This window comes from Halococcus sp. IIIV-5B (genome assembly GCF_003602035.1).
GTDB classification, from domain to species: domain Archaea; phylum Halobacteriota; class Halobacteria; order Halobacteriales; family Halococcaceae; genus Halococcus; species Halococcus salsus.
This window is the reverse complement of record NZ_QZWE01000019.1, coordinates 14,244-28,588: the sequence shown is the minus strand read 5'-3', so window position 1 is coordinate 28,588 and position 14,345 is coordinate 14,244. Positions and strand designations below refer to the sequence as shown.

Sequence of the window (14,345 nt, the reverse complement as noted above, 5' to 3'; positions counted from 1 at the left end):
CGTCCCACGATCCATGGCAGACGCGCAGCTAGTACTGACGGTGTTAATGGGGCTGTTACTCGTGGGGGTGGCGGCGTGGCTCTCCCGGCTCGAGGACTGGCGCTCGTACACCCCGGTTGGTGGCGGCGGCGCGGTGGGTCGCGAGTCCGGCTACTCCAACGAGAAACCCAGCGGGTTGATCCGGTGGCTGACGACCGTCGACCACAAGGACATCGGTATCCTCTACGGTGTCTTCGCGGTCATCACGTTCGTGGTCGCCGGGCTGATGGTGACGCTGATGCGGACCGAACTCCTCACGCCGAGCGAGGCGATCATCGGGCCGCAGTTCTACAACTCGATGCTCACCAGCCACGGCATCACGATGCTGTTCCTGTTCGGGACGCCGATCATCTTCGCATTCGGGAACTACTTCATCCCGCTCCTGATCGGGGCGGACGACATGGCGTTCCCGCGGCTCAACTCCATCGCCTTCTGGATGCTCCCGCCCGCGACCCTCCTCATCTGGGGTGGGTTCATCGTGGTGCCCTTCACCGACATCCAGCCCGCCCAGACCGCCTGGACGATGTACACCCCGCTCTCGGCGGGCGTCGGGAGCGGTACTCAGTCCGGCACCGCCGGGCTCGGGGTCGACTACATGCTGCTCGGCCTCCACCTCTCGGGGATCGCCACCACGATGGGCGCGATCAACTTCATCGCCACCGTCTTCACCGAACGCGGTGAGGACGTGAGCTGGGCGAACCTCGACATCTTCAGCTGGACCGTCCTGACCCAGGCCGGCCTGATCCTCTTCGCGTTCCCCGTGCTCGGGAGCGCGCTCGTCATGCTCCTGCTCGACCGGAACTTCGGGACGACCTTCTTCGTCGGCGGCGGCGCGATCCTCTGGCAACACCTCTTCTGGTTCTTCGGCCACCCCGAGGTCTACATCCTGGCGCTCCCGCCGATGGGACTGCTGAGCCTCATTATCCCGAAATTTAGTGGGAGAAAACTCTTCGGCTACAAGTTCGTCGTCTACTCGACGCTCGCGATCGGCGTGCTCTCGTTCGGCGTGTGGGCCCACCATATGTTCACGACGGGCATCGACCCCCGGCTCCGCGCGAGCTTCATGGCGGTCTCGCTCGCCATCGCGATTCCGAGCGCCGTCAAGACCTTCAACTGGATCACCACGATGTGGGGCGGCGACATCCGACTCACCGCGCCGATGCTGTTCAGTATCGGGGCGGTCTCGAACTTCATCATCGGCGGCGTGACGGGTGTGTTCCTCGCGGCGGTGCCCGTCGACCTCACGCTCCACGCCACCTACTACGTGGTCGGCCACTTCCACTACATCGTGATGGGGCTGATCGGCTTCGCGGCCTTCGCGGGGCTCTACTACTGGTTCCCGCTCTACACCGGGAAGATGTACCAGAAGACGCTCGCACGCTGGCACTTCTGGCTCTCGATGGTCGGCACCAACCTCACGTTCTTCTCGATGCTCTTCCTCGGCTATCTCGGGATGCCCCGGCGCTACGCAACGTACAGCCTCTCGATCGGCCCGCAGGGCATGATGCAGATCTTCCACCAGGTCGCCACGCTCGGGGCGTTCCTGATCCTCGTCGGCCAGGCGATCTGGCTCTGGAACTTCGTCCAGTCGTGGTTCGAGGCTCCCACCATCGAGGACACCGACCCGTGGAACCTGAAGGAGACCAACCAGTTCACCCACGAGTGGCGCTGGAACGAGCGCCGTATCGAGACCGCGCTCACCGACGGCGGCGAGGAGGAAGCGGCTCGAACCGACGGCGGCGAAGCTGTGGACGTCGAGGACGACACGACGACCGACGCGGAAGAATAGGGCGTTTTTTTGGTCTTCGACCGGCGGTCCTCAGCTGATGACCAGCGCGAACGTCAGCACGACCATCGACACCGAGATCCCGACGAGGATAGCTAGCAGGTACTCCTTTTCGGCCATAGCACCGTTCGGGGACGCGCGGACAAAAGGCTAATCCTCCAGCGCCCGATAGACGACGTATGTCCGAGAACCCGACGGCCGGGCGCATCGCCGGCTACGACGGTCGGAGCGTGGTGCTGTTCGTCTACGTCGTCGTCGTCGCCATCGCGGGCTGTTGGGGCTATCTCCTCGGGGCCCTCGGGATCCAGGACCTCCAGTCGGTCTCGTTGTTCTTCCTCTTCGAGATCCAGCCGACGCCGGTCGGGCTCGCGGTCTACGGTATGCTCACCCTGGGTGTCGGGCTCGGGGTCGTGCTGTTGGCCGTCGGCTACGTCTCCCGACACTACACGGCGTAATCGGTAAGCCCGAGCACGTCTATTCGCCCCCATGTACACCGCCGTCATGGGGGCGGGCGACCACGACCGCGCGCTCACGACCGCCCGCGCCATCCTCGACCTGCCCGCCGCACCCGACGACCTCCACGTGGTCGTGGTCCACGCCACCGACACGCCGGGGACGGTCGACGACGCGGTCGAACGGGTCACCGACCTCCTCAGTGAGAACGGGGTCGAAACCACGGTCGAGGCGGTCGAGTCCGCCCCGCCGACCGCCCTCGTCACGGCGGCGGCCGAGTACGACGCCGACCTGCTGTGCGTCGGCGGTCGTCGTCACTCGCCCGCCGGGAAGATCCAGCTCCGGGACGGCGCACAGTCGGTGATCTTGAACACCGACCGGCCGGTGCTGGTCGCGGGCGAACCGAACGAGTGAACCTCCCGATATCGTTCTGACAACCCTCACCACCAGCACCCCGACCGTCTTTCCGTCTCCCGACGAACTATAATGGTCGATAAAAATAAATAATCGAGCCACGTCACGTCACCCATGTATCAGGGGATATTGGTGCCGACGGACGGGAGCGAACTCATGGACGAGGTCATCGAGCGGGCGGTCGACCTCGCCGGAAAGTACGACGCGAGCGTTCACGCGCTCTACGTCGCCAACATGGGGACGATCGGGACCCTCGACGTCGACGACCGCGAACGGATCCAGCGCCGTCTCGAAGCCCGCGGCGAGCGCGCCGTCGAGGCGGTCAGCGACGCGGCCGAGCGGGCGGGGCTCGAAACGACCACGGCCACCCGACGGGGAACGCCTCATCAGCGGATCACCGAGTACGTCGAGGACCACGACGACGTGGACCTCGTCGTGATGGGGACCCACGGCCGGACGGGACTCAGCCACGTCCTGTTGGGCAGCGTCGCGGAGAACGTGTTGCGACACACCACGGTGCCGGTGTTGCTCGTTCGCGTGACCGAGTGAACCGCGGCCGAACCGTTTTCCGGCGTCGGTGTTCGAGCGAGCGTCAGCGACCCAGGTCGAGGACGTCGAAGTCGGACGTGTCCGCTCCCTCCTCCTCGTCGGTCTCGTCCTCGGTGATGAACGTCGAGCCGAGCCAGGCCGCGAGCGCGAACATGGCGTAGTAGGCCCGGTCGCCCTGGGGGCCCTCGATGAACAGCTGTAGCGCGATGCCGATCCCGAGGGCGGGGATCGCGATCAGGGCGGTCCGGACGATCCGTGGCAGGCCGGTCTCGCGCGGGAGCGGCGAGGCGAAGCTGAACGCGACCCCGAGGACCACGCCGAGACAGACGACCACGAGGATCGCGACGAGGTCGACCGGCGTCGGGAACGGGTAGCCGAAGAGGTAGTAGCCCGCGAGATAGAATACGGACAGTCCCGCCCAGAGACCGATGGCTCGGCGGAACGCGAGCAGCGCGAGTTCGGTGTTGGCGGGCCGGTTCATTCGAAAACGAAACGAGTCACGACGTTAGTTCGTTTCGTCCCGGTTCGGGGGGTCCGTTCGTGCGTCGCGGGCGGCCGTCGCGAGGTCGGCACCGCCGTCGGTCCGGACCTCGCCACCGTCCGCCTGGACCTCGCCGCCGTCGGTGGCCGTCTCGCTGCCGGTCCGCGAGCCCTGAGGCAGCCGGATGTCCTCGACGAGGTTCTGGATCTCCTCGGGTGGCGGCGGCGTGACCCGCGAGACCGCGAACGCCACCACGAAGTTGAGGATGGTCCCGACCAGCCCGATACCCTGGGCTTCGAGCCCGAGGAAGGTCGGGAGGATCGGATCCGCCGTCCCGAAGATCGAATCGGAGGTCATCAACACGACCATGACGAGCGTGAAGACCAACCCGACGAGGATGCCGGTGATGGCCCCTTCGCGGTTCATCCGTGGGTCGAAGATCCCGAGCAGGATCACCGGGAACAGGCTGGCGGCCGCGAGCCCGAAGGCGATCGCGACCACTTCTCCGACGAAGCCCGGCGGGTTGATGCCGAGGTACGCCGCGACCGCCGCGGCGACGATGACGACGACCCGCGCGATGAGGAGGCGCTGGCGCTCGGAGGCCTCGGGGTTGAAGATCTTGTAGTAGATGTCGTGCGAGACGGCGCTCGACATCGCGATCAGGAGGCCGTCGGCCGTCGAGAGCGCCGCAGCCAGCCCGCCCGCGGCCACGAGGCCGATGACGATCGGCGCGAGGCCCGCGACCTCGGGTGTCGAGAGCACGATGATGTCGGCGTCGACGACGACCTCGCTACCCGCCGCACCGAGGCCACCCGCCATCTGGATGACGCCGTCGTTGTTGAGGTCCTGTATCGTGAGCAAGCCGGTCTCGGACCACCGACTGACCCAGGGAATGGCTTGGGCCTCAGCGACGGACGCGCCGTTCAGCGTGCTGATGAGGTTGAACTTCGCGAAGACCGCGAGCACGGGCGCACACAGGTAGAGGATCGAGATGAACAGCAGCGCGAACCCCGCCGACCGGCGCGCGTCCGAGGCGCTCGGGACGGTGTAAAAGCGCATGATGACGTGCGGGAGCCCCGCGGTCCCGAGCATCAGCGTCATCGCAATGGCGAATACCTGAATCTGTGAGTACTCTTGGAAGGGTAAGAAGTACTCCCCGGCACCGATGTCGGCCTGGAGTTGGCCGAGGCGTTCGGCGATGTCGCTCGTCACGAGCGCCCCCTGTGGGAACGGGTTGCCCGTGAGGTTGAGCGAGATCGCGACCGTGACGAGGACGAACGCGAAGATCAGGATGAAGTACTGAGCCGCCTGGGTCCAGGTGATCGCCTTCATCCCGCCGAGCACGCCGATCAGCGCGACGAGTCCGAGCGCGACGATGATACCGAGGTTGATGTCGACACCCAGGAATCGACTGAGCACGATGCCGACGCCGCGCATCTGCCCGGCGATGTAGGTCAGCGAGACGAACAGCGTCGCGAGCGCGGCGACGCCACGCGCGGTGTTCGAGTAGTAGCGGTCCCCGATGAAGTCGGGGATGGTGTACTCACCGTACTTGCGCAGGTATGGCGCGATGAGCAGGGCGAGCACCACGTAGCCCCCGGTCCAGCCCATCAGGTAGACGGTGCCGTCGTACCCGAGGAAGGAGACGAGGCCCGCGAGCGAGATGAACGACGCGGCGGACATCCAGTCGGCGGCGACCGCCGTACCGTTCGCCCACGCCGGGATCGTTCGACCCGCGACGTAGAAGTCGTCGGTGTCGCCGACGTGCATCACGACGGCGATGCCGAAGTAGAGAACGATCGAGAGGGTGATCAGGATCAGGCTCCACGTGTCGATCCCGAGCCCGAGCTGGGCCGGGACCAGTGCGGTCGATGGTCCGACCATTCAGTCTTGCACCCCGAACTCGCGGTCGAGTTTGTTCATCCGCCAGACGTAGATCCAGATCAGCGCCACGAAGACGATGACCGACCCCTGCTGGGCGAACCAGAACGGCAGCGGAACCGCCCCGATGTTGACCGTCGAGAGCGGTTCCGCGAGGATGATCGCCACGAGGAACGAGACGACGAACCAGACGACGAACAGCCCGGCGATCAGCTTGACGTTCCGCCGCCAGTACTCCTTGGCGTTGGCCTCGCTGATACCCGTCCCGCTCCGGGTTTCGCCGTCCGACTTCGTTCCCGTCTCGGATTCACCCATGCCCACCGACCTCCGACGGCGACGGGTGGACGGTTCGGAACGGTGAACGACGCGACGCCACGTCACACGGACAGGTTGTTACATCTGCCATGATTGTGCCAGTGACGGGAGTGTTAATAAAGATTGTGTAGGTTTCTGGTATGCTACGGATGAGTTACGCCGCTAATCGAGGCCGCTTATCCCCGCACGGTCGACGGGCGCACGGGGTGAGGCGCGTGGTCGTGGCGGTCAGTCGGCGGTGTCGGCGGTGGTGGTCGAGCTACTCCCCATCGGCGCGTCGCCGAGCGGGGCGACCGTGTGGCCGAACGACCAGTTCGCCACCTCGGCGAAGCTGACGTACATCGCGAGCGCGCCCGAGAGGATGCCGACGTAGCCGCCGAGTATCAGGAGGAGGTCGATGCCCAGGAGGTCGCCGAACCCGAGGAGCGCGAACGTGACCCACAGCGTGAGGAACACGCTCCAGAGCCCCCAGTTGAGCGCGAACGTGCTGATCCACATGTAGAACGTGAACACGCCCCAGAGGAGCAGCGCCGCCCCGAGGGTCTGGGTGTGGATCGAGAGCCAGCCGTTGCCGTCGAAGAGCAGGAGCAGGCCGAACCACCACCAGAACGCCCCGTAGCTGAAGAAGGCGGTCTGGCCGAAGGTGTTCCCAGTACGGAATTCGAGGACGCCCGCGACGAGCTGTCCGGTTCCGCCGAACACGAGCGCCAGCGGTAACACGACCGCCTCGCCGGCGCTCGGCAGGAGGCCGGCGTTGACGAGGCTCAGCAGGACGGTGGTGAGCCCGAAACTCACGAGACCGAGCGGTGCGGGATCGCCGATGTCGGTGTCGAGTGGCATGTTGGGGGTCTCCTCAGTTCGCGTGGATCTGGTCGCGAATGCGTTCGGCGACGCTCGGGTCCCGGAGCGTCGTGGTGTTGCCGAGCTCCTCGCCGTTCGAGATGTTCTCCAGCAGCCGGCGCATGATCTTGCCCGAGCGGGTCTTCGGGAGGTCGTCGACGAAGATCACCTCGTTGGGTCTGGCGAACTTCCCGATCCCCTCCTCGATCGACTCGACGATCTCCTGGCGGACCTCCTCGGACTCCTCGACACCCTCCCTGAGGGTGACGTAGACGTCGGGCACCTCGCCCTTCTCGGCGTCCTCACGCGAGGCCACCGCGGACTCGGCGACCGAGTCGACCTCTGAGACCGCGGACTCGAGCTCCATGGTGCCGAGCCGGTGGCCGGCGACGTTCATCACGTCGTCGAGCCGCCCGAGGATACGGTAGTAGCCGTCGGTGGCCTGGACTGCACCGTCGCCCGCCTCGTAGACCCAGTCCTCGGAGTCGTTCGAGTCGGTGTCCGAGAAGCGCTCCCAGTACTCGGCGATGAACCGCTCGTCGTCGCCGTAGACGGTTTGAAGCATGCCGGGCCACGGTCGCTCGATCACGAGGTTGCCGGCCTGCCCGGTTTCGGCGTCGACCGGCTCGCCGTCGTCGTCGTAGATCGCGGGCTGGATGCCGGGTGCGGGCTTCCCCGCGCTCCCGGGTTTCATGTCCTGGATCGCCGGCAGGTTGGTGATCAGGTGGCCGCCGGTCTCGGTCTGCCACCAGGTGTCGACGATCACCGCGTCCTCGTCGCCGATGTGTTTGTAGTACCAGAGCCACGCCTCGGGCTGGATCGGCTCGCCCACGGTGGTCATGTGCCGGAAGTCGAAGTCGTAGCCCTCGATGTGCTCGGTGCCCCACTTCATGAACTGGCGCACTGCAGTGGGGGAGGTGTGGAAGATGTCGACGTCGTAGGCCTCCGCGATCTCCCAGGTCCGGCTCTTGTCCGGGTAGTCCGGCGCGCCCTCGTACATGACAGTAGTAGTCCCGAGCGCGAGCGGGCCGTAGACGATGTAGGTGTGGCCGGTGATCCAGCCGATGTCGGCCGAACACCAGTAGGTGTCCTCGGGTTTGATGTCCTCGACGTAGTTACAGGTCCCCGCCGCGTAGGCGAGGTAGCCACCCGTCCGGTGCTGACAGCCCTTGGGCTGGCCCGTCGTGCCCGAGGTGTACATCAGGAACAGCGGGTCCTCGGCGTCCCGGGATACCGGCTCGACCTCCTCGCCCTCGTGCTCGGCGAGGAGGTCCGAGACGAGGGTGTAGTCGTCGCTGACGTCGACCTCGGGTTCGTCGTGGCGCGTCCAGACGAGTACTTCGGGGTCGTGGTCGACGTTCCCCATCGCCTCGTCGGCCTTCTCGATGTGGTTCAGGAAGTCACCCCGCCGGTAGTAGCCGTCGATGGTGACGACGTGGTCGGAGTCGGCGCTGTTGACCCGGTCGGAGAGCGCGGTGGCCGAGAAGCCCGCGAACACCACCGAGTGCGGTGCGCCGATCCGGGCACACGCCAGCATCGTGACCGGGAGCGCCGGGACCATCGGCATGTGGATCGTGACGACCTCGTCCTCCTCGACGCCCGACGCCCGGAGCGCGGCCGCCATCTCGTTGACCTCCTCGTGGAGTTCGCGATAGGAGATGTGTCGGGTCTCACCCTCCTCGCCCTCCCAGAGGATGGCGGTCTCGTCGCCGCGGTCGTCGAGGTGGCGGTCGATACAGTTGGCGGAGGCGTTGAGCTCGCCCCCGACGAACCACTCGTAGAACGGCGGGTTCGAGTCGTCGAGGACGGTGTCCCACTCCTCGTCCCAATCGAGCATCTCGGCGTACTCCTCGAACCCCTCCGGGAACTCGTCGAAGCGGTCGTAGACCGCCGGGTCCGAGACGTTCGCCTGCTCGACGAACTCCTCCGGTGGCTCGAAGTACTCCTGTTCGGTCAGTCGGGATTCGAGTTCGATGTCTTGGTCACTCATACCCGACCCCACGTTCTACACCATTCTTCATAAGCCAACTAGCTAATTATCGTAACGACCGCCCGTGACGCGGTGCGAACCGCGTGCCGTCACCGGGTTTCGCGGAGTGGACGGTCCGGCCGAAACCGACCGAGGCCGGTCGTCGCCGGTCACGTGTCGTCGAGGAAGGCCCGGAGGAGCTTCTGTTGGGCGACCCGGAGGTGGTGGTGGAGGGTCGGCGGCGAGACGTCGAGCGAGTCGGCCAGTTCCTCGGCGGTGGAGTCGCGCGGCCACTCGAAGTAGCCGCCGAAGAACGCCGCCCGGAGCACCGCGGCCTGGCGGTCGGTGAGGTCGTCGGCGAGCGGTCCCCGGAAGCCCCCGCCGGTCGCGACCTCGTGGTCGGCCTTCCGCTTCGCCGCGAGGTGGACGCCGGGGAACGCGTCGGCCACGGCCTCGACGACGCCACGAACGTCGGTGTCGGGGGCGAGTTCGCCGACGATCGTCCCGCCACCGGCGTCGACCTCGTACGACCGGGCGTAGCCGCCCGCCGTCACGAAGGTCCGGAGGGGGGAGCGATGGAGCGTGACTTCGAGCACCACCCCGTCCTCGTCGTCGCCGACGAACCGGACGTCCCCGACCGCGTCGGTGGCCGTCGCCCGTTCGAGGACGGCGTCCGGGGTTGCGTTCCGGACCGCGACGTAACACAACAACCCCTCGTCCGTGGGGACGACCCCCACCAGCTCGAAGGTACAGTCGAGCCCGGCCGCGATCCGCGGGAGAACGGCCGCTTCGGTGTCGACGTCGAAACGGAGTTCGGTCACGCTGTCGGCGAGCAGGAGCCGCCTGCGTTCGACCGCCGCCAGCGCGTGGCCGACCTGTGTGCCGAGCACTTGGAGGAGATCGCGTTCGAGCGGGACGACCGCCCCGCTCGCGACCCCGAGTCCCAGCACGCTCCGGGTGGGTTCCTGGCTCACGAGCGGGACGACGACGAGCGTGGACGACTCGCCCGCCTCGGTCCGGACCGTTCGGTCGTCGAGCGCCTCCTCCACGAGCTCCGTCCGGTCGAGGAGGGTCCGTTCGACGGTGTCGGCCGCCACGCCCGCGTGCGCGTGGACCGCGGTGTCGTCCCCGGTCACCGTCGCGGTCCACGCGAACCGGTAGCCGTCGGTGTCGGCCAGCCGGGCGCAGACGGTCTCGTGGATCGCCGACGGCTCGGTAGCGGCGGCGAGCGCCTCGCCCACGTCGGCCGCGACCGTCACCGCCCGCTGGAGCCGTGCCGGTGGGCGCTCGGCCCGGCTCCCGTCGTCGGCGAACGCCGCGGCGACCGCCTCGTGGTCGGGGGCCGCGAGGTGGGGTTCGAGCGCCGACAGCCGTTCGTAGGCGGTCACCGCGAGCACGACCCGGGGGTCGGTCCCGTCGGATAGGAGCCGACGCGCGTGGGCGGCCCGGAGGTCGCGCGTCGACACCCCGCGAAACCGGTCGTCGCCGGTCGCCTCGGCCGCCCGCTCGCCGGTCTCCCGAACCAGCATCTGCACCCGGCGCGGCGAGACGTCGATCAGGGGGCCGTCGTCGACGGTGCTGGCGTACTTCCGGAGAGCGTGGCCCACCGCCTCCGGAACGAACGCCTCGCGCCCGTCGACGGCGAGAAACTCGACCGAGTCGACCTCGTGGAGGTCGTCGATCCCGACCGCGACGATTTCGCTCGGCCGGAGTCCCACCTCACCACAGAGTCGAACGACGAGGTCGGCCCGGTGGGTCCGGGTCGCCCGGCGGAGCCCCTCGTACCCCCGCTCGCAGAGAAACGCGGCCATCTCCCCCATCTCGTTTCGTTCGTATCCGCTCTTCCGAAATAGCTCTTCCGTCCGTACAGACCGAACCGACCGAACCTCCCGAACGACGACCGAAACCACCGCCCTGGACCGGTGACAGCGTTTCGGAATTCTCTATTCTTCCGAAACACCGTCGCCGGATTCGAGCTCGCCGACGACCTCGGGGTTGCGGAGCGCGCTGATGTCGCCGTAGGGTTCGCCGTTGGCGACGTCCTTCAGGAGCCGGCGCATGATCTTGCCCGAGCGGGTCTTCGGGAGTTCGGGCGTGAACACCACCCGTTCGGGTCGAACCATCGGCCCGATGGCGGTCTCGACCGCCGCGAGCACCGCCTCGCGAAGCGCGTCGTCGGCCGTCCGGGTGGCTTCGGGGCTGACGTAGGCGTGGACCGCCGTTCCCCGCGTCGGATGCTCCACACCGACGACGGCGGCCTCGGCGACGCCGTCGACCCCGACCACCGCGCCCTCGATCTCCGCCGCGCCGACCCGCCGACCCGGGACGGTGATCGCGTCGTCCGCCCGCCCGAGCACCCGGATGTAGCCGTCGGCGTCGACGACCGCCTTGTCACCCGAGCGGTACTGCCAGTCGTCGCTGACGGCGGCGCTCCCCCAGTCGGTCCCGGTCGCGAGCTCGCGCGGCATCGCCGGCCACGGCGACCGGATTGCGAGCGTCCCCACCTCGCCGGTCGGACACTCGGTGCCGTCCGGCGCGAGAACGGCGGCGTCGATGCCCGGTAAGGGCGGTCCCGCCGCGCCGGGTTTCATCCCGTCCACGCCCGGCAGGGTCGAGACGAGGATCGCGCCCGTCTCGGTCTGCCACCAGGTATCGACCACCGGACACGAGCCGCCGCCGACGTGGTCGTGGTACCAGTGCCACGCCTCGGGGTCGATCGGCTTGCCGACGGTCCCCAGTAGGCGGAGGCTCGAGAGGTCGTGACGTGCGGGATACTCCGGGCCCCACTTCATGAACGACCGGATCGTCGTGGGGGCGGTGTAGAACACGTCGACGGCGTTGCGCTCGATCAGCGAGAAGATCCGGTCCTTCTCGGGGTGGTCGGCGGTCCCCTCGTAGAGCATCGTGGTCGTGCCGAGCGCGAGCGGCCCGTAGACGATGTAGGAGTGGCCCGTCACCCAGCCGATGTCGGCCGAACACCAGTAGGTGTCGCCGGGGGTGATGTCGAGCACGTTCCGGGCGGTCCAGGCGACCTGAGCGAGGTAGCCCCCGGTCGTGTGGGCGACGGACTTCGGTCGGCCCGTGGTACCGGAGGTGTGGATCAGAAAGAGGACGTCGCCGGCGTCGCGGGCGACCGGGGCGATCTCCCTACCAACGTGGTCGTCGACCAGCGCATGGTAGTCGTGCTGGTCGGCCCCGAGCCGCGCGCCGCCGAGCCGTTCGACCACGACGGTCGCCGCCAGTGCGTGGTCGATGGCGAGCCGGGCGTTGTCCGCCCGGCGTTTCTGGTTGATCGCGTCGCCGCGGCGGTAGTAGCCGTCACAGGTGATCAGGTACCGGGAGTCGGCACGGTCCATCCGGTCAGCGAGCGCGTCGGCCGAGAAGCCCGCGAACACCACCGAGTGCGGCGCGCCGAGGCGGGCACACGCCAGCATCGCCACGACGAGTTCGGGGATGACCGGCATGTAGAGGGTGACGACCTCGCCCTCCTCTACACCCAGGTCCCGGAGCGCGGCCGCGAACGCGTTGACCTCGTGGTAGAGGTCGAGGTAGGTGAGGCTCCGGCGCTCGCCGAGCTGGCCCTCCCACCGGAGCGCGAGGTGGTTCTTGCGTTCGGCGAGGTGGCGGTCGAGACACTCGTGACAGGCGTTGAGCGTTCCGCCGGCGAACCACTCGAACGGCGGTCGGTCGCCGGCGAGCACCGACTCGTAGGGTTCGACCCAGTCGAGCAGGTCGCCGGCGGCGGCCCAGGAACCGGGCCAGTCGTCGGCGAACCGGTCGCGGGGGTCGGTCCGGCAGTTCGCACGGTCGCGGAACGCCGGGCTCGGCTCGACCACGTCGTCGCCCTCCATCGCCTCGAAGCTCCGTCGGTTGCGGAGAAAAGGGTTCGCCTCACCGAACGGGGGATCCGCCGTTACGCGAGGGTCACCGTCTCGCGGTAGGAGCCGTGGCGCGTCTCGAACACCTGCATGACCTCGCCCATCGTGGTCCCGACCTTTACCGCCTCGACGATGGCCGGCATGGTGTTCTCACCAGCCTCGACGACGGTTTCGAGTTCCGACAGCGCCTCGCGCACCGCCCGGTCGTCGCGGTCGGCCTTCACCGATTCGAGCCGTTCGCGTTGGTGTTCCTCCGCCGTCTCGTCGACGTGGAGGAGGTCGGGGCTGGTGTCGGCCTCGTTGGCGTACTTGTTCACGCCGACCACCGTCTCCTCGTCGCGCTCGACGCGCTGTTGGTACTCGAAGGCGGCGTCCTGGATCTCGCGGTGGAAGTAGCCGTCCTCGATCCCGGAGAGCACGCCGTCGCGGACCGACCCCTCGCCCATCTCGCGGATCTCCTCGATGTATTCCATCGCCTCCTCTTCGGTCTCGTCGGTGAGCGCCTCGACCGCGAAGCTCCCCCCCAGCGGGTCGACGATGTCGGCCGCGCCCGACTCCTCGGCGATGACCTGCTGGGTTCGGAGCGCGACCCGCACCGCGTCCTCGGAGGGCAGCGCGTGCGCCTCGTCGTAGGAGTTGGTGTGGAGGCTCTGGGTCCCCCCGAGCACGCCGGCGAGTGCCTGGATCGTGACCCGCGCGACGTTGTTGAGCGGCTGCTGGGCGGTGAGGGATTGGCCCGCGGTCTGGGTGTGGAACTTGAGCTGTTTCGATTTCGGACTCTCCGCGTCGTACCACTCGTCCATCACCCGGGCGTAGATCCGGCGGGCGGCCCGGAACTTCGCGACCTCCTCGAAGATCGAGTTGTGGGAGTTGAAGAAAAAGGAGAGCTGTGGCGCGAACTCGTCGACCGCCAGACCGCGCTCGATGGCGTCCTCGACGTAGGCGAAGCCGTCGGCCAGCGTGAACGCGAGTTCCTGTATCGCGGTCGAGCCGGCTTCACGGATGTGATAGCCCGACACCGAGATGGGTTTGATCTTCGGGGTCTCCTCGACCGCGAATTCTACTGTATCCGTCACCAGGTCGAGCGACGCTTCCGGGGGAATTACCCACTCCTTCTGCGCGATGAACTCCTTCAGCATGTCGTTCTGCATCGTCCCCCGGAGCTTCTCGCGTGGGACGCCCCGCTGGTCGGCGAGCGCGACGTACATCGCGAATATCACTGGGGCGCTCGGGTTGATCGTGAACGAGGTCGAGACGGCTTCGAGGTCGATGCCGTCGAAGAGGACCTCCATATCGCGGAGGGTGTCGACCGCGACGCCTTCCTTCCCTACCTCGCCCATCGCCATCGTATCGTCCGAGTCGATCCCCATCAGGGTCGGCATGTCGAACGCGGTCGAGAGCCCCGTCTGGCCCTCCTCGACGAGATACTTGAACCGCTGGTTGGTCTCCTCGGCGGTGCCAAAGCCCGCGAACTGGCGCATCGTCCACGTCCGGCCGCGGTACATCGTGGGATAGACCCCGCGGGTGTAGGGTTCCTCGCCGGGGAAGCCGAGGTCCGCCTCGTAGTCGAGGTCGGCGACGTCGGCGGGGGTGTACACCCTATCGACCTCGTGGTTCGAGACCGTGGCGAAGCGGTCCTTGCGTTCGCCGTGGCGCGAGCGCACCGGGTCGAGGGTGTCGTCGGCCCAGCGCTCCTTTCCCTCCCGGATGGCGTCGAGGTCGTCGGCGTCGTACATCGGG

12 protein-coding genes are annotated in these 14,345 nt (G+C 67.6%); 4 read left to right on the top strand and 8 right to left on the bottom strand.

The annotated features are described in order from the left end of the window. Positions 1-46: 46 nt before the first annotated feature. The 4 genes from D3261_RS13085 (at position 47) to D3261_RS13070 (ending at position 3,241) form a co-directional block, all read left to right on the top strand. Positions 47-1,828, top strand: a complete 1,782-nt coding sequence (locus D3261_RS13085; RefSeq protein WP_120073067.1) for a cbb3-type cytochrome c oxidase subunit I — start codon at positions 47-49, stop codon at positions 1,826-1,828. 176 nt (positions 1,829-2,004) lie between these two features. Then, the gene (locus tag D3261_RS13080; RefSeq protein WP_120073065.1) at positions 2,005-2,280 is read left to right on the top strand and encodes a cox cluster protein; all 276 of its coding nucleotides are present in this window, start codon (positions 2,005-2,007) and stop codon (positions 2,278-2,280) included. A gap of 31 nt (positions 2,281-2,311) precedes the next feature. Beyond that, entirely contained in the window at positions 2,312-2,692 is a 381-nt protein-coding gene (locus tag D3261_RS13075; protein WP_120073063.1) for a universal stress protein, read from the top strand. 114 nt (positions 2,693-2,806) lie between these two features. Further along, positions 2,807-3,241 (top strand): universal stress protein, encoded by a 435-nt coding sequence (locus tag D3261_RS13070; RefSeq protein ID WP_120073061.1) that lies wholly within the window; start codon positions 2,807-2,809, stop codon positions 3,239-3,241. 43 nt (positions 3,242-3,284) lie between these two features. Here the strand turns inward: D3261_RS13070 and D3261_RS13065 are convergent, their stop codons facing one another. From D3261_RS13065 to D3261_RS13030, 8 genes are all read right to left on the bottom strand, one after another. After that, positions 3,285-3,722, bottom strand: coding sequence for a hypothetical protein (locus D3261_RS13065; protein ID WP_120073059.1), 438 nt, complete (start codon positions 3,720-3,722; stop codon positions 3,285-3,287). A gap of 24 nt (positions 3,723-3,746) precedes the next feature. Continuing rightward, on the bottom strand, positions 3,747-5,606 hold the full coding sequence (locus tag D3261_RS13060) for a sodium:solute symporter family protein (protein WP_120073057.1): 1,860 nt from the start codon (positions 5,604-5,606) through the stop codon (positions 3,747-3,749). After that, positions 5,607-5,918 carry a DUF4212 domain-containing protein gene (locus D3261_RS13055; RefSeq protein ID WP_120073055.1) on the bottom strand — a complete coding sequence of 104 codons (312 nt, stop codon included), beginning with the start codon at positions 5,916-5,918 and terminating at the stop codon, positions 5,607-5,609. Positions 5,919-6,146: 228 nt separating this feature from the next. After that, a complete protein-coding gene (locus D3261_RS13050) occupies positions 6,147-6,758 on the bottom strand; it encodes an acetate uptake transporter (protein WP_120073053.1) in 612 nt (203 codons plus the stop codon). A gap of 13 nt (positions 6,759-6,771) precedes the next feature. After that, positions 6,772-8,748: an acetate--CoA ligase gene (acs, locus tag D3261_RS13045; protein WP_120073051.1), complete on the bottom strand. Its 1,977-nt coding sequence runs from the start codon at positions 8,746-8,748 to the stop codon at positions 6,772-6,774. Between the two features lie 149 nt (positions 8,749-8,897). Further along, positions 8,898-10,547: a bacterio-opsin activator domain-containing protein gene (locus tag D3261_RS13040; protein WP_120073144.1), complete on the bottom strand. Its 1,650-nt coding sequence runs from the start codon at positions 10,545-10,547 to the stop codon at positions 8,898-8,900. 123 nt (positions 10,548-10,670) lie between these two features. Continuing rightward, the gene (locus D3261_RS13035; protein ID WP_120073049.1) at positions 10,671-12,578 is read right to left on the bottom strand and encodes an acetate--CoA ligase; all 1,908 of its coding nucleotides are present in this window, start codon (positions 12,576-12,578) and stop codon (positions 10,671-10,673) included. A 62-nt stretch (positions 12,579-12,640) separates the two neighbouring features. Beyond that, positions 12,641-14,341, bottom strand: a complete 1,701-nt coding sequence (locus tag D3261_RS13030) for a methylmalonyl-CoA mutase family protein (protein WP_120073047.1) — start codon at positions 14,339-14,341, stop codon at positions 12,641-12,643. Between the last annotated feature and the right edge of the window lie 4 nt (positions 14,342-14,345).

Excerpts from the sequence above, each read along its gene's own strand:
- D3261_RS13065 (WP_120073059.1), bottom strand. The coding sequence starts at position 3,722 with ATGAACCGGCCCGCCAACACCGAACTCGCGCTGCTCGCGTTCCGCCGA.
- D3261_RS13070 (WP_120073061.1), top strand. The coding sequence starts at position 2,807 with ATGTATCAGGGGATATTGGTGCCGACGGACGGGAGCGAACTCATGGAC.
- D3261_RS13085 (WP_120073067.1), top strand. The coding sequence starts at position 47 with ATGGGGCTGTTACTCGTGGGGGTGGCGGCGTGGCTCTCCCGGCTCGAG.
- D3261_RS13055 (WP_120073055.1), bottom strand. The coding sequence starts at position 5,918 with ATGGGTGAATCCGAGACGGGAACGAAGTCGGACGGCGAAACCCGGAGC.
- D3261_RS13060 (WP_120073057.1), bottom strand. The coding sequence starts at position 5,606 with ATGGTCGGACCATCGACCGCACTGGTCCCGGCCCAGCTCGGGCTCGGG.
- D3261_RS13075 (WP_120073063.1), top strand. The coding sequence starts at position 2,312 with ATGTACACCGCCGTCATGGGGGCGGGCGACCACGACCGCGCGCTCACG.
- D3261_RS13080 (WP_120073065.1), top strand. The coding sequence starts at position 2,005 with ATGTCCGAGAACCCGACGGCCGGGCGCATCGCCGGCTACGACGGTCGG.
- D3261_RS13030 (WP_120073047.1), bottom strand. The coding sequence starts at position 14,341 with ATGTACGACGCCGACGACCTCGACGCCATCCGGGAGGGAAAGGAGCGC.
- D3261_RS13035 (WP_120073049.1), bottom strand. The coding sequence starts at position 12,578 with ATGGAGGGCGACGACGTGGTCGAGCCGAGCCCGGCGTTCCGCGACCGT.
- D3261_RS13040 (WP_120073144.1), bottom strand. The coding sequence starts at position 10,547 with ATGGGGGAGATGGCCGCGTTTCTCTGCGAGCGGGGGTACGAGGGGCTC.
- acs (WP_120073051.1), bottom strand. The coding sequence starts at position 8,748 with ATGAGTGACCAAGACATCGAACTCGAATCCCGACTGACCGAACAGGAG.
- D3261_RS13050 (WP_120073053.1), bottom strand. The coding sequence starts at position 6,758 with ATGCCACTCGACACCGACATCGGCGATCCCGCACCGCTCGGTCTCGTG.